We start from the raw sequence: 19015 nt of genomic DNA, 5'->3' as shown, positions 1-19015 counted from the left end.
GGGGAGAGTCACATGGATTATTTTAACTACCGCGATGGCGTGCTGTACGCCGAAGATGTGCCGCTGTCACGGATTGCTAACGAACACGGCACGCCTTGCTACGTCTATTCAAAAGCGACCTTTGAACGTCATTTTCGGGCCTATACTGAAGCGCTGGGCAGTCATCCGCATCTGATTTGTTACGCAGTAAAAGCCAACTCTAACTTGGCGGTGCTGGGACTGCTCGCCAAGCTTGGCGCAGGGTTTGATATTGTCTCGATCGGCGAACTTGAACGCGTGCTTAAAGCCGGCGGTGATCCGGCTAAGGTGGTGTTTTCCGGCGTAGCCAAGCAGCCCCACGAAATGGTCCGCGCGCTAGACGTGGGCATTAAGTGTTTTAACGTCGAGTCGCGCCCAGAGCTTGAGCGTTTAAATCGCGTTGCGGGCGAGCAGGGCAAGGTGGCGCCGGTGTCTCTGCGGGTCAACCCAGACGTTGACGCGGGTACGCACCCGTATATCTCGACGGGTTTGAAAGATAATAAGTTTGGCATCTCGATAGACGAAGCGTTGGCGGCCTATGAGCTAGCCGCCAGTTTGCCTAATCTTCAGGTCAAAGGGTTGGACTGCCATATCGGTTCGCAGCTAACCGAAACGGCTCCGTTCTTGGATGCACTGGAGCGGCTGCTGGTACTGATGGAGCGCCTGCGTGAGCGAGGCATCGAAATTGATCACCTCGACTTAGGCGGCGGTTTGGGCGTCACCTATCGCGATGAAAAGCCACCCCAGCCGTTTGATTACGCTAGCCAGTTGTTGGCACGGCTATCGCGCTGGGAAGGTGGTGAAGCACTGACGCTACTGTTTGAGCCAGGACGCTCGATTGCTGCCAATGCTGGCGTAATGCTGACGCGCGTTGAGTTTCTCAAGCCCGGTGAGACCAAAAACTTCGCTATTGTGGATGCGGCGATGAACGATTTGATTCGCCCTGCGCTGTATCAAGCATGGCAAGCAATTGTGCCGGTCGACACCCGCGAGGCGCGCGAGACTGCGCTTTACGACGTGGTTGGCCCGGTATGCGAGACTGGCGACTTCCTGGGTAAAGAGCGCGAGCTTTCGATCGCGGAAGGCGACCTGCTGGCGGTGCGCTCGGCGGGCGCCTACGGCTTTGTGATGGCTTCAAACTACAATAGCCGTCCTCGCGCCGCGGAGCTTATGGTCGATGGCGACAGCTGCCATGTCGTCCGGGCGCGTGAAACCGTGGCGAGCCTGTGGGCCGGCGAAGCGTTGCTGCCCGAAGGGGAACGCTGATGCTTCTGCACTTCACCAAAATGCATGGCTTGGGTAACGACTTTGTCATGGTGGATCTCGTGACGCAGCGCGCCCGGCTGGACGAGGCGCAAATCCGCGCGCTGGCAGACCGTCGTTTCGGCATCGGCTTTGACCAGCTGTTAGTGGTCGAGCCGCCCCGCGACCCGGACATGGATTTTCGCTACCGTATTTACAATGCGGATGGCAGTGAAGTGGAAAACTGCGGCAACGGAGCGCGCTGCTTTGCTCGCTTTGTACGCGATCAGCGGCTGACGCATAAACATGAAATTCATGTGGAAACCGCGGGCGGGGCGCTGGTATTAACCGTGCAGCTTGATGGAATGGTGCGTGTTGATATGGGGCGTCCGCGGTTTAGCCCCCTGGCTTTGCCCTTTGATGCGCCGGGCGACCAGCCGCTGCACCGGCTAGATGTGGGCGATGACACGCTGCAGATTGGCGTCGTCTCAATGGGCAATCCCCATGCGGTGCTGCAGGTCGAAAGCGTTGATAGCGCGCCGGTCGAGCGGCTTGGGCCGTTGGTTGAGGCGCATCCTCGTTTTGCTAAGCGTGTTAACGTAGGCTTTATGCAGGTACTCTCACCTAGCGAAATACGCCTGCGCGTCTATGAACGCGGCAGCGGCGAAACGCTAGCCTGCGGTACGGGTGCCTGCGCGGCAGTGGCTAGCGGCATTCGTCAGGGGCTGCTGAAAAGCCCTGTGAAAGTGCATTTACCCGGTGGCGAACTCAGCATTGAATGGCCCGACCCTGAAGGGTCGCTGACAATGGTGGGACCGGCTACGCGCGTCTTTGATGGCCGTGTAGCACTCAATTAACTCGAGGAGAACGGCGATGTCACAAGCCCCCGAACCCCGCAAAACGCTCGATCCTGATCAAGTGGCGTTCTGGCTGGCGCGGCATCCCGATTTTTTCGTGGGTCGTGAAGGGTTATTGCAGCAGCTGCAAGTGCCGCATCCCAATATTGAGGGGGCTGTGTCGCTGCTGGAGCGGCTGGTGTTTGATCTGCGTAAGCGTGCTGAAACCGCCGAAGGTCGTTTAGAGCACTTGTTAGAAACCGCTCGCCATAACGAGTCTCAGTATCGTCGGCTACGCGAAACGCTGATTGCATTGGTTGAGGCTCAAGACCGCGATGCATTGGCACAGGCGCTGGCGACTCAGCTGAGTGAGCGCTTTGAAACCCCTGCCATGGCGCTGTGGTGCCCGGCCACGTTAAGCGATGCCGAGCCGCAGCCGCCGCAGCCGCCGCGCCACGTGTTAGACCAGCATGCTAGTGCGCGTCTAGCCGCTATGTTGGATGGCCGCACTAGCCGCTGCGTTAAGCTCAGCGTTAGCGATTGGAAGTGTTTGCTGCCCCATGTTAAAGCACCGCGCAAAGCCGGCTCGTGCGCTATCTCGCGCCTCTCTGCTGGCGACCCACTTGGCTACTTGGTGCTGGCAAGTCCCAGCCCCGATGCCTATCGAGCCAGCATGGACACGCTGTTCACCGAGTATCTAGGCGATATCGTTGCGCGCCTGCTGATACGTCTAGGCGATCATGGCTAAGCCATCATCTATTGCAGATCGCATTGAGACATTTTTAGCGGCGCTGGCGGCCCATGCCAGCCCGGCGACCGTGGCGGCCTATCAGCATGACCTAGCGGCGCTATGTACCTTCACGAATCGCCGTGATGTCACAGATCCTGCTGCGCTAGACACCGCCCTGCTACGCGCCTTTTTGGGCGCAGAACGCAGCCGGGGCTTGGCGCCCCGAAGCCTGGCGCGGCGCCGGGCAGCGCTGTCACGCTTTGCGGATTATCTGGTCAAACAGGGCGTGCTGGTGGATAACCCGGTGGGGCTGTTACGCACTCCGAAGCAGCCAAGCCATCTGCCGCGCCCGGTTGATGTCGATGCGCTGGCACGTTTTCTAGATACCCCTCACGACGGCTCACCGCTGGGCACTCGCGATCAAGCCATTCTTGAGCTGTTTTATTCCAGCGGCCTGCGTTTAGCCGAGCTTGCTGCGCTGGACTTGGGTGATTTGCAAAGCAGCCGAGTGAGGGTCATCGGTAAAGGAGGCAAGCCGCGCCAAGTACCGGTTGGGCGCCGAGCCCAGCAGGCACTGATCGACTGGCTTGGCTGTCGTTCTGCGCTGGCGCCTGCGGGAGAGCTGGCTTTATTTGTTGGCCAGCGCGGTGCGCGGCTAGGGCATCGCGCTATTCAAAAGCGCTTAGCGCAGCTGTCACTTGCTCGCGGCTTGCCCGAGCATTTACATCCTCATCGGCTGCGACACTCTTTTGCCAGCCATCTGCTGGAATCAAGCCAAGACCTGCGCGCGGTACAAGAGTTATTAGGCCACGCTAATCTTTCGACGACCCAAATCTATACGCGGCTCGACTGGCAGCACCTGGCAACGAGCTACGATGCCGCTCATCCGCGCGCCAAACGCAGCCCTGGGAGTAAGCCATGACGGTGCTGAAGGCCATTACCTTCGATCTAGACGATACGTTGTGGGACAACCATGGCGTGATGTTACGCACTGAGGAAGGGCATTACCGCTGGCTGTTGGACGCGCTCAGGGCATGGCGTACTGCGCGTCAAGAGCCAGCCCTTGCGCTCGACCCGGTCAACGGCGGACAAGATTATCTGCAGCGTCGCTTACAGCTGGCTAAAGCTAAAGATGTGCCCGAACGGCGTGGCGACTTCACATGGCTGCGCTTACGCGCCCTGGAAGCTCAGTTAGAAGCTCAGGGTTTGACGCGCAGTGGCGCGTTGCTGTGGGCAGCTGCGGCGATGAACGAGTTTCATCGCCTGCGCATTCAGGTAACGCCTCATCCTGAAGCGACGGGGCTATTGACCGCATTGGCGGAGCGCTATCAGCTTGCCGCCATTACCAATGGCAATATCCATTTGGCGCGTCAGCCGCTGGCCGCTCACTTCCCTGTGGCCATTGCCGCGGGCGAGTTGCTGGCGCCCAAACCTGACCCCACGCCGTTTCTTACCGCGCTTGCACGCCTCAACGTCGCGCCGGAATGCGCGATGCACGTAGGTGACTCTTGGGAGGAAGACATTCTGCCTGCTCAGCAGCTGGGGATGCATGCCGTATGGATTGCCGCAGCGGGTGACGAGGTGCTGCCGCCGCGAGTGCATCGCATCGCCCATATTAAAGAGCTGCCCAGCGTGCTTAAGCTGCTAGAAAACGAAGTATAAGCGCCGAACTATTCAGGCGGCGTATGTAGCCACTGATCCAACTTCTTTGAAAGCGTGTCCACGCCGTCGCGTTTGAGCGATGAGAATAGCTGTACCGACACCAGGTCTTCCCACTCTTTGAGGCTCGAGCGTACTTTTTGCAATGCCGCGTTGGCAGGGCCTTTCTTTAGCTTGTCCGATTTGGTCAGCAGAATATGCACCGGCATTTCTCGCTGGTCGGCATAGCTGAGCATCATTTGATCGAACTCGGTCAGCGGATGACGTACATCCATCAACAGCACTAGCCCGCGCAGGCTAAAGCGGTTACGCAGATACTCTGCTAGGTGCTTTTGCCACTCCAGTTTGACTGACTCAGGTACCTTTGCGTAGCCGTAGCCCGGTAGATCGACCAGCCTTCTAGCGTCGTCGTTCATGACGCGGAAAAAGTTGATTAACTGGGTACGACCCGGCGTGCGAGAGGTTCTCGCCAGGGCATTCTGTTGCGTTAATGCATTGATAGCACTGGATTTGCCGGCATTCGAACGCCCGGCAAAAGCAACTTCTGCACCGGTATCGTCAGGGCATAGCGCTAGGGTAGGCGCGCTGATAACAAAACTTGCCGTGGGGTAGTTCAGCCGAGCGACAAGGCTATCATGAGGGGTAGACATGGATGTGATCCTGAAAAACGAACATAAAAGCGGCCTGCTCGGCGCACATGATACGAAAGACAGAGCATAGAGCAGTGCCGCGACGAGTGACCCCTAAAGCAGCCCAGGGTTTTGATTCCCGCCGCCAGGGGTGATTCGTTATAATGCCAGCGGTATATCTCTGCGAGCTGAGGCGCTAGTGTACCATCGCGCTCTAGTCGGCAGCGACCAGCACATTCGTCAAATATAAACCGCTATGTGGAAGGGTAATGAGACAGTTACTGGCAAGCTTGGCCATTGCTATGGCCGTTGGCGTCGCGCACGCTCAAGCGGACTTCCAGGCCGATGCGGATGCATCCGCTGGCCGCGAGCGGGCGCAGACGTGCGCTGCTTGCCATGGTCAAACCGGTATTAGCCCGGCGAGCGCCTTCCCTCACTTGGCAGGTCAACAAATGTCTTATCTGGCCAAGCAGATCATCGATATTCGTGATGGCGATCGCTTGGTGCCGCAAATGGCCGCTCAAGTGGACAGTTATTCAGACCAGGATGCGTGGGATGTCGCGGCGTTTCTCGCCGGATTAGACACCCATATTGGGCAAGCGAGCGATGAGGATGCCAACTTGCTGGCCCGTGGCGAAGAACTTTACCGCGCGGGTGATCTGTCTAAGGGCATACCCGCTTGTTCAGCCTGCCATTCGCCCACTGGCGTTGGTATCGGCAGTGCCGTTTACCCCGGGCTTTCTGGCCAGTATGCGCAGTACACGGTCGCGACGCTGCAGGCGTTCGCTGCCGGTGAGCGTGACAATGACCCTAATAATATGATGCAAGATATTGCCGCCAAGATGAGCGATAACGATATGCAAGCCGTCGCTAACTATTTGTTAGGCCTGAACTAGCCTTTGGGAGCCTAAACGATTTTTTGTCAGGATTGCGAAACCTTGTCGGGCGCTAGTAATGTGTCGTAGAGGAGGGAACTCGCTACTATAGTGACTGTCACATCCTTCGCTTACCCATGGAGAATACACGCAATGTTTAAAACGCTAATGGTCGCAATGGCTGGCCTCGGACTTTCTGCGGCGGTGAGTGCCCAGGAACTAGTAGCAGGCCAGCAGTATGAGCTTCTTGAGACGCCGGTAGAAACGAACGTTGAAGACGGCCAAATCGAAGTGACCGAAGTATTCTGGTTTGGTTGCCCGCACTGCTACCGCTTGCAAACGCCGGTTAATGAGTGGTACGAAACACTCGACGATGACGTCAGCGTAGTGCATATGCCTGCCACCATGGGCGGCGATTGGAATACCCATGCGACCGCTTTCTATGCGGCTGAATCGCTGGGTATCGAAGATGAGCTGCACGCAGATTTCTTTAATGCCATTCATCAGGAAAAGCAGTCACTAACCGACCCTGATGATATCGCTGAGTTCTTTGCCAACTATGGCGTGAGTGAAGAAGAAGCGAAACAAGCGCTAACGGCGTTTAGTGTACGTAGTGAAGTGAACAAGGCCAACAGCCGTATGCGCGAAATGCGCCTAATGGGCGTGCCGGCCCTGGTGGTTGACGGCCGCTATGTCGTGACGCCTAGTTCTGCTGGCAGCCTTGAAAACATGCCGCAGGTTGCGGATGAGTTGATTAAGCAAGTGCGTGCTGAGCGCGCAGAATAACGGTGTCAAATGAAGTGAAGGCTGATAAGACAGCGAGCGTCACGAGCACCCATAAGCCGCTGTTAGAAGATGGTCATTTGCGCCTGCTGACGTTCAATCTGCAGGTGGGCATTCAGACGTCTGCTTATCATCACTATCTCACTCGTAGCTGGCAGCACTTTCTGCCTAATCGGAAACGGGTGAAACGCCTGGATGTGATGAGCGACGTGCTGGGCCAGTTTGATGTCGTCGGTCTGCAGGAAGCCGACGGCGGCAGCTTTCGCTCCAGCCGCATCAACCAGGTGGAATACCTGGCGGCTAAGGCCGGATTTCCTCATCACTTCAAGCAACTGAACCGAAATCTTGGGCACCTTGCCCAGCACAGCAACGGGCTGCTTTCGCGTCTCGTGCCCACCAAAATTGAAGAGCACCGCCTGCCCGGGACCTTGCCTGGGCGTGGTGCCATTCACGTGCGTTTTGGTAACGGGCCGGATGCGTTACATATTTTTGTCGCACATTTGGCGCTTAGCCATCGTGGCCGGGTGCGCCAGCTTAACTACTTAAGCGAGATCATCCAGCCACTGCGGCATGTGGTGGTGATGGGCGATCTGAATTGCACTCCGGCTCAGCTGCACGCCCATGAGCGATTCAGCACCTCGTTGCCGCTGCATCCTGTTACACCTTTATTGAGCTACCCATCGTGGCAGCCCAGGCAAGCGTTGGATCACATTTTGCTATCGCAAACCCTGGAGGCCGCTGAGGTGCGGGTAATGGATCACCTGTTTTCGGATCACTTGCCGATTGCGGTTGATTTACCCTTACCAGCCGCCTGCCTACTGGCTATTAAAAAGGCGACACCCGCACCCAGCGCAACTCAATAAGCTGCTAAGAGCAATTTAGGCCGCTTTATGGCCCACCCAGACCTTTTTAGGGATGACGTTCGGCCCAGAATCAGCGATGATTCTGGGCCGTTTCTTTTCCAGGACATTTAACATGCTCGCCAATGCCCATGAGCCGCGCTTGCTGCGCTGGCTCGACTGCGTGACTGAGGGAGTGGGCCGGGCCATTGCCTGGCTGGTTGTGATAATGATGCTGGTGCAGTTCGCCATCGTCGTGCTGCGCTATATTTTCGGTATCAATAGCATCGTGATGCAAGAGTCGGTGATGTACATGCACGCCGCCGTGTTCATGCTCGGCGCCGGATGGACGCTACGTCACGATGGCCATGTGCGGGTCGATATCTTTTACCGCAAGATGTCTGAGCGTGGCCGCGCGTGGGTCGACCTGCTCGGCACGCTATTTCTGCTGATTCCCGTCATGTCATTTATCGCCATTTCAAGCTTCCACTATGTGATTACCAGCTGGGCCATTATGGAGCGGTCGGGGGACGGCGGCATTCCGGCCGTGTTCCTGCTTAAAACGCTGATTCTGGGAATGGTGGCCCTGCTACTTTTACAGGCGGTAGCGCAGCTGATACGTCAGGTGCTGATTATCCGCGGCAAGCTATCCAGTTCTGCCCCTGTGCATGAGGAGATGGTCTAGTGCTGGCGATTTTATTGGAAGGCATGCCGCTGTTACTGTTTGCCGCAGTATGCGGTGTCTTGATGCTGGGTTATCCGGTGGCTCTGTCGCTTGCGGGTACAGCGCTGGCCTTTGCCGGATTAGGCTGGTTGCTGCAATCGCTGGGCGTTCCGGTGCATTTCGAGGCACGCTGGATGGGCTCAATGCCTAGCCGGATCTACGGCATCATGACGAACAATACCCTGCTGGCGGTGCCTTTATTCGTGTTGATGGGTGTCCTGCTTGAGAAGTCACGGGTGGCGGAAACGCTGCTGGATGCGATGACCATGGCATTTGGCGCCCTGCGCGGCGGGTTGGGCATTGCGGTGGTATTGGTGGGCATGCTGCTGGCCGCATCTACCGGTATTGTGGGAGCAACGGTGGTTACCATGGGCCTGCTCTCGCTACCCACCATGCTCAAACGCGGCTACTCACCGGCACTGGCGACCGGGACCATTTGTGCCACGGGCACTCTGGGTCAAATCATTCCGCCTTCCATCGCCTTGGTGCTGCTAGGCGATGTTCTCAACAATGCCTATCAGCAGGCACAGCTATCGATGGGCGCTTGGAGCCCCAAGACGCTTTCGGTGGGCGATCTGTTTGTCGGCGCGTTGGTACCGGGCCTGCTGCTGGTGCTAGCCTATATTATCTATCTGCTTACAGTGGCGTGGCTAAAGCCCAGTACGGCCCCGGCGGCGGATCGTGAAGGATTGATGCAGGAGTTGGGGCACACCGGCAGTATCTGGCCGCTGCTACTGAAAGGACTTTTACCGCCCGTGCTGCTAATCGTGGCCGTGCTGGGCTCGATCTTGGGCGGCTTTGCCACGCCCACGGAAGCCTCAGCAGTGGGTGCCTTCGGTGCGCTGCTGCTGGCAGCGGCCAATCGGCGGTTAAGCTTTTCGATGCTGGGTGAGGTAGTGCGCTCCACCGCTCAGGTAACCAGCATGGTGTTTTTGATCCTGATTGGCGCGACACTGTTTTCGCTGGTATTTCGAGCGTTTGGTGGCGAAGAGCTGGTCAACCATATGTTTGATTCGATGCCCGGTGGGGTGGTGGGCGCTACCATTGTGGTCATGTTGGTCATCTTCCTGCTCGGGTTCATACTCGACTTTATCGAGATCACCTTTGTGGTGGTGCCCATTGTTGGTCCGGTGCTATTAGCGATGGGGGTTGACCCCATCTGGCTGGGCATCATGATTGCCGTCAACCTCCAGACCTCTTTTTTGACGCCGCCCTTTGGATTCGCATTGTTCTATTTACGCGGTGTGACACCGCAAAGTGTGCCGACATCGGCGATTTATCGCGGCGTCGTGCCGTTTATCATCATGCAGCTCGGCATGCTGTTAGCGCTGGCGCTATTCCCTGGACTGGCCACATGGCTGCCTTCGTTGATGTAAGGGGAAAGCATGCATCCTATTGCCAATGTACTGACGATTGCAGGCTCTGACCCTTCCGGGGGCGCAGGCCTGCAGGGAGACCTGAAAACCTTTTCAGCATTAGGGGTCTATGGCACCAACGTGATCACGGCGGTGATTGCCCAGAATACCTGCGGTGTGGCGTCAGTTTATCCGGTGTCGCCGCAGGTGATTCGTGAACAGCTAGAGCATTTGCTCAAAGACGTCACGCTAGACGCGGTCAAAATTGGCATGGTGGCTAGCCGCGAAGTCGCCGAAGTGATCGCTGACGTCCTGCGTAAGAAACGTCCGCGCTGGATCGTACTGGACCCCGTCATGGTGGCCAAAAGCGGTGATATATTGGTGGATGACGCCGGTATTCGCGCCGTGCGGGATATCCTGGTGCCGTTAGCCGACGTCATCACTCCCAACCTGCCAGAAGCAGCCGTACTGCTCGATTCACCCTCGCCGACTAGCTTAGAGGAAATGGAGGCAATGTTGCCGGGGCTGATGCAGTTAGGCGCGCCGTATGTGGTGCTCAAAGGCGGCCACCTGCGCGGGGCGACGTGCCCTGACTTGCTGGCAACACCCAGCGGCCATGAGTGGCTGCCCGCGTCGCGTATTGATACTGATAACTTACACGGTACCGGCTGCGCGCTCTCTTCGGCGATCGCCGCCTGTTTAGCCAAGCAGCCGGCCTCAGCACCCGCTAATGCAGCAGTGGCGGCGATTAGCGAGGCCAAGCAGTGGCTGCATGCCGCGCTAGAAGCAAGTGCCCGTCTAAACGTGGGTAAAGGGCGTGGTCCAGTGCATCACTTTCATGCGTGGTGGTAACGCTAGCGCCGTTTGGCAAGATTTATTAGGCATTAGGTATTGCGCTGAGAGTTTGCGAGAAAACGCTGTTAACAGGAGGGTATCACCATGCGATTAAGGCTGAACCATCATCCCGCGCTGGGCGCATTACTGGCGATATGTATGATGTTGATAACGTCTGGTGTCTTTGCCAGCAGCGTTTCTGAGCGGGGTGAGCGTTTTGAACGCGTTGTTGACGAGAACGGGCAGCGCTATACGCTGATTGGCAGCGGCGTTTTTCGCTATATGGTCTGGAACGCCTACGCTGGAGCGTACTATCAGCTTGAAAGTGATACGCAACCTCAGCCGCTGGGTAACCAGCCGAGGCGGCTAGAGCTGGCTTATTTCCGTGCCATTAAAGCGTCAGATTTTGCCGAAGCCACGGAAGAAACACTGCGGGACACGCTGACGCTTTATGAGTTCACTCAGATTGAAGCGCCCCTAGAGCAGCTTAATCAGCGCTATAGTGACGTAGTGCCCGGCGACCGCTATCTACTTAGTTGGGACGGCACGCAGCTACGTTTGGCGCTCAATGGCGAGGTTCTGTTTGCAGAGGATAACGCTGAGTTAGCCAGCGCCATGTTTAGTATCTGGCTAGGCGAGCGCCCTTTGGGTGAAGATTTTCGCGATGCGCTGTTAGGAAGAGGCTAGCGAGCAGTGGCGGCAGTCGCTGTCGTTAGCAGCCAAGGAGAAGCATGATGAAAGCGCTGATTCAGCGGGTGACGCGCGCCAGCGTAGCGGTGAAGGGTCAAACTGTGGGGGCAATCGAGCATGGGTTGCTAGCGCTGGTGGGCGTAGAAAAGGGCGACGACCAGGCGGCCGCTAGCAAGCTGTTGCATAAGCTGCTGCATTACCGTGTGTTCAGCGATGCTGACGGTAAAATGAATCAAAACCTTCAGCAGGTGAACGGCGGGCTGCTGCTTGTTTCTCAGTTCACCTTGGCAGCGGATACTCGTAAAGGGCTGCGCCCCAGCTTTTCCAGCGCCGCGCCGCCGGACGAGGGCGAGCGGCTATTTGACTTCCTTGTCGCCCAGGCCAGCGCTGCTTGGCCCAACGTGGCCACCGGTGAGTTTGGTGCCGATATGCAGGTAGCGCTGATCAACGATGGCCCGGTCACGTTTTTACTGGAAAGCTAGTGAGATCTGACGAGGCCTAGCTAACCGCTTCTTCGCTGGCCAGCAGCTCGGCTTCCATTGTCTCTAGCGCTTCTTCGGTGCTGAGCCACTGCCGCTCTGACTCATCCAGCCGTGCTTTAATCTCAGCCTGTTGGCTAAGCGTCTTGGTCAACTCCGCTTTACGCGCACTGTCTGTGTAGAGCTCAGGGTCAGCCAGCACGAGCTCTACCTCTTCCAATGCCTGCTGGGCCTTTTCCATGGTCTGTTCGGCCTGGTCGCGCTGTTTTTTCAACGGGCGTAATTTTTCGCGCAGTTCGGCGGCCGCTTTACGGGATGCTTTGCGCGCTTCACGGCTGTCGCCGCTAGGCTGCTGACTTTGACGTTCGGCCTTTTCACCGCGTGAGTCGCGGCGACTCTCTTCCAGGCGCGCTTTAAGCCAAACCCGATAATCCTCTAGATCGCCGTCGAACGGTTCGACGCGATTATCGGCTACTCGCCAGAACTCATCTACGGTCGCCCGCAGCAGGTGACGGTCGTGAGACACCAAAATAACCGTGCCTTCAAAGCTTGCAAGCGCCTGAGTTAATGCTTCGCGCATCTCCAAATCCAGATGGTTGGTCGGCTCATCGAGCAAGAGCAGGTTAGGCTTTTGCCAGGCGACCAATGCCAGCGCCAAGCGGGCTTTCTCGCCGCCCGAGTAGTTGGCGACTGTGCCGAAGGCGTCGTCACCCTTAAAGCCAAATCCGCCCAGGAAATTGCGAATATCCTGATCACTGGCGGTGGGCGAGAGGCGCTGCACATGCACAAAGGGCGTCGATGAAACGTCCAGGCTTTCAAGCTGATGCTGAGCAAAGTAGCCAATCGCTAAATGCTCGCCGGGCACGCGCTTGCCATTAAGTAGCTCAAGCTCGCCAGTCAGTGATTTAATCAGCGTCGATTTGCCAGCGCCGTTAGGACCTAGCAGGCCAATGCGACTGCCGGGCAGCAGGGTAACGTTGACCTTGTCCAGCTGGATGTTATCGTCACTTCCGTCGTCCGTTTTACCGCGATAGCCTAGCTGAGCCTGATCCAGCACCAGCAGCGGACGTGACGTTTTATCGGCAGCGGGCAGCGTGAAGTGGAACGGGGAGTCCACGTGGGCAACGGCGATATCTTCCATGCGCTCAAGCATTTTGACCCGGCTTTGTGCCTGCTTCGCCTTGGTCGCTTGTGCTTTAAAGCGGGCGATAAAGCGCTCGATCTCTTCCCGACGCGCCTGCTGTTTGACGGCTTCGGCTTGCTGAAGGGCAAGCTTTTCGGCGCGGGTGCGCTCAAACTGGGAGTAGTTGCCGCGGTAAAGCTCCAGCGTTTGGTGGTGCATATGCACGATGTGGTCGCACACCGCATCTAAAAAGTCGCGGTCGTGAGAAATCAGCAGCAGCGTGCCGGGATAGCGGGTCAGCCACTGCTCCAGCCACAGTAAAGCATCCAGGTCTAAATGGTTGGTGGGCTCGTCCAGCAGTAGCAAGTCAGAAGGCATGAAAAGGGTGCGGGCGAGATTGACGCGCATTCGCCACCCGCCGGAAAACGCCGACAGCGGGCGGGTCAGGTCAGCTTGTAAGAACCCAAGCCCGACCAGCAGCTGTGCCGCGCGGGACGCAGCACGGTAGCCGTCCAGCGTTTCAATTAAGCCATGCAGTTCGGCTTCGCGATGGGCGTCGTCGGCTTCACGAGCGGCAAGTAAGTCGGCCTCGGCCTGTCGTAATGCCAGGTCGCCGTCGAGCACATACTCGATAATAGGCCGGTCAAGCGCGTCAACTTCCTGGGCCATATGCGCAATACGCTGGCCTCCGCTCATCTCGACATCACCCTGGTCGGGCGCAAGCTCGCCCAGCAAGAGTTTGAACAGGCTCGATTTACCGGCGCCGTTTGCCCCGATAATGCCGGCCTTTACCCCGTTATTAAGAGTAACGTCCGCGTTGTCGAGTAGCGTTTGCGTGCCGCGTTGCAGGGCGACTTGGCGCAGTGCGATCATGCCTTCTCCCGAAAAAAATGTGGGTCATACGATGCCAGATTCTATTGCGCTTGATTCTACCCGATTGCAGCGCTTGCAGCAGATACCGTTATGGGATTTTGCGCTCGCGTTTTACGCCAAGCCAGGCGTTGAAGCGGCGTGCTTAACGTTACAGGACGAGGCGGGATTAGATGTTTGCGAAGTGTTGTTTCATTGCTGGCTATATTCATGCGGCTTAGAAGCCGTGTCGACAGCCGTGTCTGCCGTGCGCAAGGAGCGTCTTCACTGGCAGGCTCGAGTAACGGATGTTTTGCGCGCACTGCGCCGCGACTTAACGTCGTCGGCTGCCTCGAACGAAGCTGTGGCAGCGCTGCGCAAGACCATTAAACAGGCGGAACTGATGGCCGAACGTGAGAACCTTCAACGTTGGCAAATATGGGCTTTGGAAGTAAAAATCGATGAAAAATGCGTCACTAACATCGTTGAAAAGCCTTCTAACGTAGCTGAATGGCTTGAAAAAAAGCTGAATCATGGTGAAAAAGCCTTCCAGTTTACTGGTTCTTCAAACACGCCTTCGGCGTCGCTTCAGGCGCTGCAAACGCTCGTTCGTCAACTTGACCCTCATCAAGGAGCGCGCTAGCCTGAATTTAAGCTAGTTTTGAATCACCTAGCGTTATTTGCCCGCTAGCACGCAGTTAACGACGCATTTTTGCCTATTAGCGAACAATAATGCCGCGTTGAGAAACGCGACGATGGGTTGGTTTTAAACGTTAGATGCTAAGCAGTTCGCTTTAAAAATAATGTTGCGCATTTGTATCGCGCGCTTACCACTGCAAGGGGAACATCGCATGAAGGCAAGCAAAACCGTTTCTACTCGTTCTGTCACCACGAAGTTAATCACTACTGCCAGCGTTGGCGCACTGCTGTTAGGCATGGCGTCGGTGGCACAAGCAGACAACTGGCGTTACGCTCACGAAGAGTACGAAGGCGACGTTCAAGATGTCTTTGCCTATGCCTTTAAAGAATATATTGAAGAAAATTCTGACAACACGGTGCAGGTGTATCGTTTTGGTGAGCTGGGCGAGTCTGATGACATTATGGAACAGACGCAGAACGGCATCCTGCAGTTTGTGAACCAGTCGCCTGGTTTCACGGGGGCGCTGATCCCTGAAGCGCAAATTTTCTTTATTCCTTACCTGCTGCCGACCGACGAAGAAACTGTGCTGACGTTCTTTGACGAAAGCAAAGCCATCAACGAAATGTTTCCGGAGCTTTATGCCGAGCAAGGCCTAGAGCTGCTGAAAATGTATCCAGAAGGCGAAATGGTCATTACTACCAATGAGCCGATTAGCTCACCGGAGGATATGGATAATAAGAAAATCCGTACCATGACCAACCCGCTGCTGTCGGAAACTTACGATGCCTTCGGCGCAACGCCTACGCCGCTGCCGTGGGGTGAAGTGTACGGTGGTCTGCAGACCGGTATTCTTGATGGTCAAGAAAACCCGATTTTTTGGATCGAATCAGGCGGTCTGTATGAAGTATCGCCACACCTGACGTTCACTGGTCACGGCTGGTTTACCACCGCGATGATGGCCAACCAGGATTTCTATGCAGGCCTGTCTGAAGAAGACCAAGCGCTGGTGCAAGAAGCTTCACAAGCCGCTTATGATCAGACGATTGAGCACATCAAAGGCTTAGCCGATGAAGCGCTAGAAAAAATTCAGGCGGCGTCTGATGAAGTAACGGTGACGCGTCTGAACGAAGAGCAGATTCAGGCCTTCCGTGAGCGTGCTCCGCAGGTTGAAGAAGCCTTCCTTGAAATGACCGGTGAAGGTGGTCAAGCGCTGCTTGATCAGTTTAAAGCAGACCTTGAGACCGTTACCAACGAGTAATCATCCCTTATAAGCCATACGGGCAAAATGGGTGATGTACCCAAGGGGCAGCGAAGGCTGCCCCTTTTTTGTTGCGCCGACGTGGAGTTGGATATTCACTTTAGGGCTTGTAAGCGCTACGGGTGGGTTACGTACATCTAGCGTTGAAACATCTGCATCAGCATGCCGTTACGCTAGCGATAATCTCTTGCTCAATAGCGCGAGACGGGTCTGGAAAACGCTGTATTGATTGTACTGAGGGCATTGAGCTGCCGTTAGAGCCATTAGAGAGGAGTCAGGCCATGACCGATGAAGAGATGGAAAATAGCTACCACTCCGGTTTGCCGGGGATATTGGGAGTGATCGACACTGCAATTAGCAAAATTGAAGCCGTTATTCTTGCGGTAGGCGTTTTGCTAATGGCACTGAATACGGTCACCAATGTCATTGCGCGCTTTGTCTTTAGTAACAGTATTATGTTCTCCGGTGAGCTAAACCGGATTTTGATCATCATGATTACCTTTGCAGGCATCGGCTATGCCGCCCGCCATGGTCGTCATATCCGCATGTCGGCTATCTACGATGCGTTGCCGGTCGGTGGGCGCAAAGTATTGATGATCTTTATCGCCCTGTTTACATCCCTAGTGATGTTCTTTTTGCTTTACTATTCAATCGTTTATATTCTTGATCTATACAGCAAAGGTCGCGTTCTGCCATCGCTGGGGCTGCCTGTATGGATTATTTACCTGTGGGTGCCAATGGGGTTTTTGATTACCGGTATTCAGTATTTGCTGACGGCGGTTAAAAACGTCACCTCTGACGATGTGTATCTCTCGACGGGCGTCGTGGATGGTTACAAAGATACCGAAACTGAAGTCTGATGCAGGGCATTGCACTCTAGGGGAACAGATATGACGACGATAATGGTCACCGCTATGATTGCCCTGCTGCTGCTGGGCTTTCCTATGATGATTCCGCTAATTACCGCCGCGGTAATTGGTTTTTATATGATGTTTAACGGCTTTGGACAGATGGATACGCTGATCCAACAGATGATGGCAGGCATACGCCCCGCCTCATTAATTGCCGTGCCGATGTTTATCCTAGCCGCGGACATTATGACCCGCGGGCAGTCGGCTAACCGTTTGATCGAAATGGTCATGTCGTTTATCGGCCATATCAAAGGTGGCCTAGCCGTCAGTACCGCTGCCTCATGTACGCTGTTTGGCGCTGTTTCTGGCTCAACGCAGGCAACGGTGGTGGCCGTTGGCTCACCGCTGCGGCCCAAGATGCTTAAGGCAGGCTATTCCGATTCATTTACGTTAGCGCTAATCATTAACGCCAGTGACATCGCCTTTTTGATTCCCCCCAGCATTGGCATGATCATCTATGGGGTAATCTCAGGTACATCCATTGGTGAACTGTTCATTGCGGGGATTGGGCCAGGGTTAATGATTCTGGTGATGTTTTCCGCCTATAGCATTGTGTATGCCATCGTTAAAGACGTGCCTACCGAGCCAAAGGCGAGCTGGAAAGAGCGCGCATTGGCGGTAAAACAAGCGCTTTGGCCGCTAGGCTTTCCGGTCATTATCGTAGGCGGTATTTACGGGGGTGTGTTTAGTCCAACCGAAGCCGCTGCTGCCTGCGTGTTGTACGCCATCTTGCTAGAGTTTGTGGTGTTTCGTTCGCTGAAGATGCACGACATTTATGCTATCGCCAAATCGACGGGCCTGATTACGGCCGTGGTGTTTATCTTGGTCGCTGTCGGTAATGGCTTTTCGTGGATTATCTCTTTCGCGCAAATTCCGCAGATGATCTTGGAAACGGTGGGTGTCAATGACGCTGGGCCAACGGGCGTTTTGATTGCCATTTGTATCTCGTTCTTTGTGGCGTGTATGTTTGTCGACCCGATTGTGGTCATTTTGGTGTTAACGCCGATTTTTGCGCCGGCCATTGCTGCAACGGGCTTAGACCCGGTGTTGGTGGGTATATTGATTACCCTGCAGGTGGCGATAGGGTCGGCAACACCGCCCTTTGGGTGCGATATATTTACCGCCATTGCGATTTTTAAACGCCCTTATTGGGATGTCATTAAAGGCACGCCGCCGTTCATCTTCATGCTGATCTTGGCCGCCGCGCTGCTGATCATGTTCCCGCAGATTGCGCTGTTTCTGCGTGATGTTGCCTTTCGGTAAGCGGCCACGAGGAGTACACGAATGTTTAATCGCATTTTAGTCCCGGTGGATGGCTCAAAAGGCGCTATCAAGGCGTTGGAAAAAGCGGTGGGGCTGCATTTGCTGACCGGTGCTGAGCTTTATTTACTGTGCGTTTTTAAGCACCACAGCCTGTTGGAAGCCTCACTTTCTATGGTGCGGCCCAGCCAGCTGGATCTTCCCGACGATGCGTTAAAAGAGTACGCCACGGAAATTGCCGTCCATGCGAAATCCCATGCTGTTGAGCTTGGCGCTGATGCTTCCCGCGTGCGGGCTTTTGTAAAGGGCGGTCGCCCTTCGCGGATCATCGTGCGTTTTGCCCATAAGCGTGAATGTGACCTTATTGTCATTGGTGCACAGGGCACCAATGGCGAAAAAAATCCGTTACTTGGCAGCGTCTCCCAGCGTGTAGCGGGCGCGGCGGATTGTCCAACGCTGGTGGTTTAATCGCTAAACCTCTTTAGTATTTTGTGGTCTTATTAAACACCCACCGCTCGGCAGATGCATTTGACGAGCGGTGGGTGTTAGTCTTTGGGTGACACTGATAGGCGTTCGGCGCCGCTTTAAAAGGATCTTTCATGAAACTACTGCTTTCTACAACGGCTCTTACGGGGCTGCTTTTGGTCGCCCCTTTTGCAGCAGCAGCGCCAGAAACCGACGAACAGCGTTTGGCTTATAGCCTGGGTGTTACCCTGGGTGAAAGCATGCAGGCGGATATTGAAGACCTTGATTTGGATGCCTTTAACGACGGCATGCGCGATGTTTTTGAAGATGCTGAGCTCGCGCTGACGGAAGAAGAGATGACCGAAGCGTTAATGGCTTTCCAAGAGCAGTCGATGCAGGCACGTGAAGCTGAAGCCGAAGAAATGGCGCAGATGAATCTTGATGAAGGCGAAGCCTTTCTAGCCGAGAACGCTGAGCGTGAAGAAGTCACGGTGACAGATTCTGGCCTTCAGTATGAAGTGCTTGAATCTGGTGACGGCGCGACCCCAGGTGCTGAAGACACTGTTGAAGTGAACTACGAAGGTATGCTGTTGGATGGCACGGTCTTTGATAGCTCATTTGAACGTGGCGAGGCGGTAAGCTTTCAGACCAATCAAGTGATTGAAGGTTGGCAGGAAGCGCTGCAGCTGATGAGCGTGGGCGATAGCTGGATGCTGTATATCCCGGCTGAGCTTGCCTACGGCGAAAACGGCCAGGGCCCGATTGGACCCAATGAGATGCTTACCTTCCGCGTTGAACTGCTAGGCGTCGAATAAG

The 19015-nt window shown here is 55.7% G+C and carries 21 protein-coding genes; 19 read left to right on the top strand and 2 right to left on the bottom strand.

Annotated features, from left to right (window positions below):
• Positions 1–12 precede the first annotated feature (12 nt).
• The 5 genes from lysA to ACT3TR_RS08065 are packed head-to-tail and all read left to right on the top strand — an operon-like array spanning position 13 to position 4488.
• Positions 13–1284 carry a diaminopimelate decarboxylase gene (lysA, locus tag ACT3TR_RS08085; RefSeq protein ID WP_096277013.1) on the top strand — a complete coding sequence of 424 codons (1272 nt, stop codon included), beginning with the start codon at positions 13–15 and terminating at the stop codon, positions 1282–1284.
• The gene (gene dapF, locus ACT3TR_RS08080) at positions 1284–2117 is read left to right on the top strand and encodes a diaminopimelate epimerase (protein WP_096277015.1); all 834 of its coding nucleotides are present in this window, start codon (positions 1284–1286) and stop codon (positions 2115–2117) included. The genes lysA and dapF overlap by 1 nt, the downstream gene beginning before the upstream one ends.
• 16 nt (positions 2118–2133) lie before the next feature.
• The gene (locus ACT3TR_RS08075) at positions 2134–2844 is read left to right on the top strand and encodes a DUF484 family protein (protein WP_096277017.1); all 711 of its coding nucleotides are present in this window, start codon (positions 2134–2136) and stop codon (positions 2842–2844) included.
• Positions 2837–3748, top strand: coding sequence for a tyrosine recombinase XerC (locus ACT3TR_RS08070; protein WP_096277019.1), 912 nt, complete (start codon positions 2837–2839; stop codon positions 3746–3748). Before ACT3TR_RS08075 ends, ACT3TR_RS08070 begins: the two co-directional genes overlap by 8 nt.
• Positions 3745–4488, top strand: coding sequence for an HAD family hydrolase (locus ACT3TR_RS08065; RefSeq protein ID WP_192536014.1), 744 nt, complete (start codon positions 3745–3747; stop codon positions 4486–4488). Before ACT3TR_RS08070 ends, ACT3TR_RS08065 begins: the two co-directional genes overlap by 4 nt.
• An 8-nt stretch (positions 4489–4496) precedes the next feature.
• Here the strand turns inward: ACT3TR_RS08065 and yihA are convergent, their stop codons facing one another.
• Positions 4497–5135 carry a ribosome biogenesis GTP-binding protein YihA/YsxC gene (gene yihA / locus ACT3TR_RS08060; protein WP_096277023.1) on the bottom strand — a complete coding sequence of 213 codons (639 nt, stop codon included), beginning with the start codon at positions 5133–5135 and terminating at the stop codon, positions 4497–4499.
• Positions 5136–5383: 248 nt separating this feature from the next.
• Here yihA and ACT3TR_RS08055 point away from each other — a divergent pair, with 248 nt between their 5' ends.
• From ACT3TR_RS08055 to dtd, 8 genes are all read left to right on the top strand, one after another.
• A complete protein-coding gene (locus tag ACT3TR_RS08055; RefSeq protein ID WP_096277026.1) occupies positions 5384–6010 on the top strand; it encodes a c-type cytochrome in 627 nt (208 codons plus the stop codon).
• 132 nt (positions 6011–6142) lie between these two features.
• A complete protein-coding gene (locus ACT3TR_RS08050) occupies positions 6143–6775 on the top strand; it encodes a thiol:disulfide interchange protein DsbA/DsbL (protein WP_096277028.1) in 633 nt (210 codons plus the stop codon).
• 2 nt (positions 6776–6777) lie between these two features.
• The gene (locus ACT3TR_RS08045; protein ID WP_318781584.1) at positions 6778–7635 is read left to right on the top strand and encodes an endonuclease/exonuclease/phosphatase family protein; all 858 of its coding nucleotides are present in this window, start codon (positions 6778–6780) and stop codon (positions 7633–7635) included.
• A 112-nt stretch (positions 7636–7747) separates the two neighbouring features.
• Positions 7748–8296 carry a TRAP transporter small permease subunit gene (locus tag ACT3TR_RS08040; protein WP_096277031.1) on the top strand — a complete coding sequence of 183 codons (549 nt, stop codon included), beginning with the start codon at positions 7748–7750 and terminating at the stop codon, positions 8294–8296.
• The gene (locus ACT3TR_RS08035; protein ID WP_096277033.1) at positions 8296–9711 is read left to right on the top strand and encodes a TRAP transporter large permease; all 1416 of its coding nucleotides are present in this window, start codon (positions 8296–8298) and stop codon (positions 9709–9711) included. The genes ACT3TR_RS08040 and ACT3TR_RS08035 overlap by 1 nt, the downstream gene beginning before the upstream one ends.
• Positions 9712–9720: 9 nt before the next feature.
• Positions 9721–10542, top strand: a complete 822-nt coding sequence (gene thiD, locus ACT3TR_RS08030) for a bifunctional hydroxymethylpyrimidine kinase/phosphomethylpyrimidine kinase (protein WP_096277035.1) — start codon at positions 9721–9723, stop codon at positions 10540–10542.
• A gap of 87 nt (positions 10543–10629) precedes the next feature.
• Positions 10630–11211 carry a chalcone isomerase family protein gene (locus tag ACT3TR_RS08025; RefSeq protein ID WP_096277037.1) on the top strand — a complete coding sequence of 194 codons (582 nt, stop codon included), beginning with the start codon at positions 10630–10632 and terminating at the stop codon, positions 11209–11211.
• Positions 11212–11258: 47 nt separating this feature from the next.
• Positions 11259–11696 (top strand): D-aminoacyl-tRNA deacylase, encoded by a 438-nt coding sequence (dtd, locus tag ACT3TR_RS08020; RefSeq protein WP_192536013.1) that lies wholly within the window; start codon positions 11259–11261, stop codon positions 11694–11696.
• A 16-nt stretch (positions 11697–11712) separates the two neighbouring features.
• Here dtd and ACT3TR_RS08015 read toward each other — a convergent pair whose 3' ends face one another.
• Positions 11713–13689 carry an ATP-binding cassette domain-containing protein gene (locus ACT3TR_RS08015; RefSeq protein ID WP_192536012.1) on the bottom strand — a complete coding sequence of 659 codons (1977 nt, stop codon included), beginning with the start codon at positions 13687–13689 and terminating at the stop codon, positions 11713–11715.
• 31 nt (positions 13690–13720) lie between these two features.
• Between ACT3TR_RS08015 and ACT3TR_RS08010 the strand changes: the two genes are divergently transcribed.
• The 6 genes from ACT3TR_RS08010 to ACT3TR_RS07985 all read left to right on the top strand — a co-directional run bounded on the left by ACT3TR_RS08010 (position 13721) and on the right by ACT3TR_RS07985 (position 19014).
• Entirely contained in the window at positions 13721–14308 is a 588-nt protein-coding gene (locus ACT3TR_RS08010; RefSeq protein WP_192536011.1) for a TIGR02444 family protein, read from the top strand.
• Between the two features lie 208 nt (positions 14309–14516).
• Positions 14517–15563: a TRAP transporter substrate-binding protein gene (locus ACT3TR_RS08005; protein ID WP_192536010.1), complete on the top strand. Its 1047-nt coding sequence runs from the start codon at positions 14517–14519 to the stop codon at positions 15561–15563.
• Positions 15564–15844: 281 nt separating this feature from the next.
• On the top strand, positions 15845–16423 hold the full coding sequence (locus ACT3TR_RS08000; protein ID WP_192536009.1) for a TRAP transporter small permease: 579 nt from the start codon (positions 15845–15847) through the stop codon (positions 16421–16423).
• Positions 16424–16453: 30 nt separating this feature from the next.
• Positions 16454–17737 (top strand): TRAP transporter large permease, encoded by a 1284-nt coding sequence (locus tag ACT3TR_RS07995; protein WP_192536008.1) that lies wholly within the window; start codon positions 16454–16456, stop codon positions 17735–17737.
• A gap of 21 nt (positions 17738–17758) precedes the next feature.
• Complete coding sequence (locus ACT3TR_RS07990; RefSeq protein WP_192536007.1) at positions 17759–18202, top strand: universal stress protein; 444 nt, start codon at positions 17759–17761, stop codon at positions 18200–18202.
• 131 nt (positions 18203–18333) lie between these two features.
• Positions 18334–19014 (top strand): FKBP-type peptidyl-prolyl cis-trans isomerase, encoded by a 681-nt coding sequence (locus ACT3TR_RS07985; protein ID WP_192536006.1) that lies wholly within the window; start codon positions 18334–18336, stop codon positions 19012–19014.
• Position 19015: the final 1 nt, after the last annotated feature.

It is taken from the genome of Halomonas sp. AOP12-B1-6, assembly GCF_052379225.1.
In the GTDB taxonomy this organism is placed as follows: domain Bacteria; phylum Pseudomonadota; class Gammaproteobacteria; order Pseudomonadales; family Halomonadaceae; genus Vreelandella; species Vreelandella casei.
This window is presented reverse-complemented; position numbering and strand designations above follow the sequence as displayed.

Bases quoted from the DNA above. Each gene is read 5' to 3' on its own strand.
- ACT3TR_RS08050 (WP_096277028.1), top strand. From the start codon at position 6,143: ATGTTTAAAACGCTAATGGTCGCAATGGCTGGCCTCGGACTTTCTGCG.
- dtd (WP_192536013.1), top strand. From the start codon at position 11,259: ATGAAAGCGCTGATTCAGCGGGTGACGCGCGCCAGCGTAGCGGTGAAG.
- ACT3TR_RS08055 (WP_096277026.1), top strand. From the start codon at position 5,384: ATGAGACAGTTACTGGCAAGCTTGGCCATTGCTATGGCCGTTGGCGTC.
- ACT3TR_RS08000 (WP_192536009.1), top strand. From the start codon at position 15,845: ATGACCGATGAAGAGATGGAAAATAGCTACCACTCCGGTTTGCCGGGG.
- ACT3TR_RS08005 (WP_192536010.1), top strand. From the start codon at position 14,517: ATGAAGGCAAGCAAAACCGTTTCTACTCGTTCTGTCACCACGAAGTTA.
- ACT3TR_RS08065 (WP_192536014.1), top strand. From the start codon at position 3,745: ATGACGGTGCTGAAGGCCATTACCTTCGATCTAGACGATACGTTGTGG.
- ACT3TR_RS07990 (WP_192536007.1), top strand. From the start codon at position 17,759: ATGTTTAATCGCATTTTAGTCCCGGTGGATGGCTCAAAAGGCGCTATC.
- ACT3TR_RS08010 (WP_192536011.1), top strand. From the start codon at position 13,721: ATGCCAGATTCTATTGCGCTTGATTCTACCCGATTGCAGCGCTTGCAG.
- lysA (WP_096277013.1), top strand. From the start codon at position 13: ATGGATTATTTTAACTACCGCGATGGCGTGCTGTACGCCGAAGATGTG.
- ACT3TR_RS08040 (WP_096277031.1), top strand. From the start codon at position 7,748: ATGCTCGCCAATGCCCATGAGCCGCGCTTGCTGCGCTGGCTCGACTGC.
- ACT3TR_RS08070 (WP_096277019.1), top strand. From the start codon at position 2,837: ATGGCTAAGCCATCATCTATTGCAGATCGCATTGAGACATTTTTAGCG.
- ACT3TR_RS07985 (WP_192536006.1), top strand. From the start codon at position 18,334: ATGAAACTACTGCTTTCTACAACGGCTCTTACGGGGCTGCTTTTGGTC.
- dapF (WP_096277015.1), top strand. From the start codon at position 1,284: ATGCTTCTGCACTTCACCAAAATGCATGGCTTGGGTAACGACTTTGTC.
- ACT3TR_RS08025 (WP_096277037.1), top strand. From the start codon at position 10,630: ATGCGATTAAGGCTGAACCATCATCCCGCGCTGGGCGCATTACTGGCG.
- yihA (WP_096277023.1), bottom strand. From the start codon at position 5,135: ATGTCTACCCCTCATGATAGCCTTGTCGCTCGGCTGAACTACCCCACG.
- ACT3TR_RS07995 (WP_192536008.1), top strand. From the start codon at position 16,454: ATGACGACGATAATGGTCACCGCTATGATTGCCCTGCTGCTGCTGGGC.
- ACT3TR_RS08015 (WP_192536012.1), bottom strand. From the start codon at position 13,689: ATGATCGCACTGCGCCAAGTCGCCCTGCAACGCGGCACGCAAACGCTA.
- ACT3TR_RS08075 (WP_096277017.1), top strand. From the start codon at position 2,134: ATGTCACAAGCCCCCGAACCCCGCAAAACGCTCGATCCTGATCAAGTG.
- thiD (WP_096277035.1), top strand. From the start codon at position 9,721: ATGCATCCTATTGCCAATGTACTGACGATTGCAGGCTCTGACCCTTCC.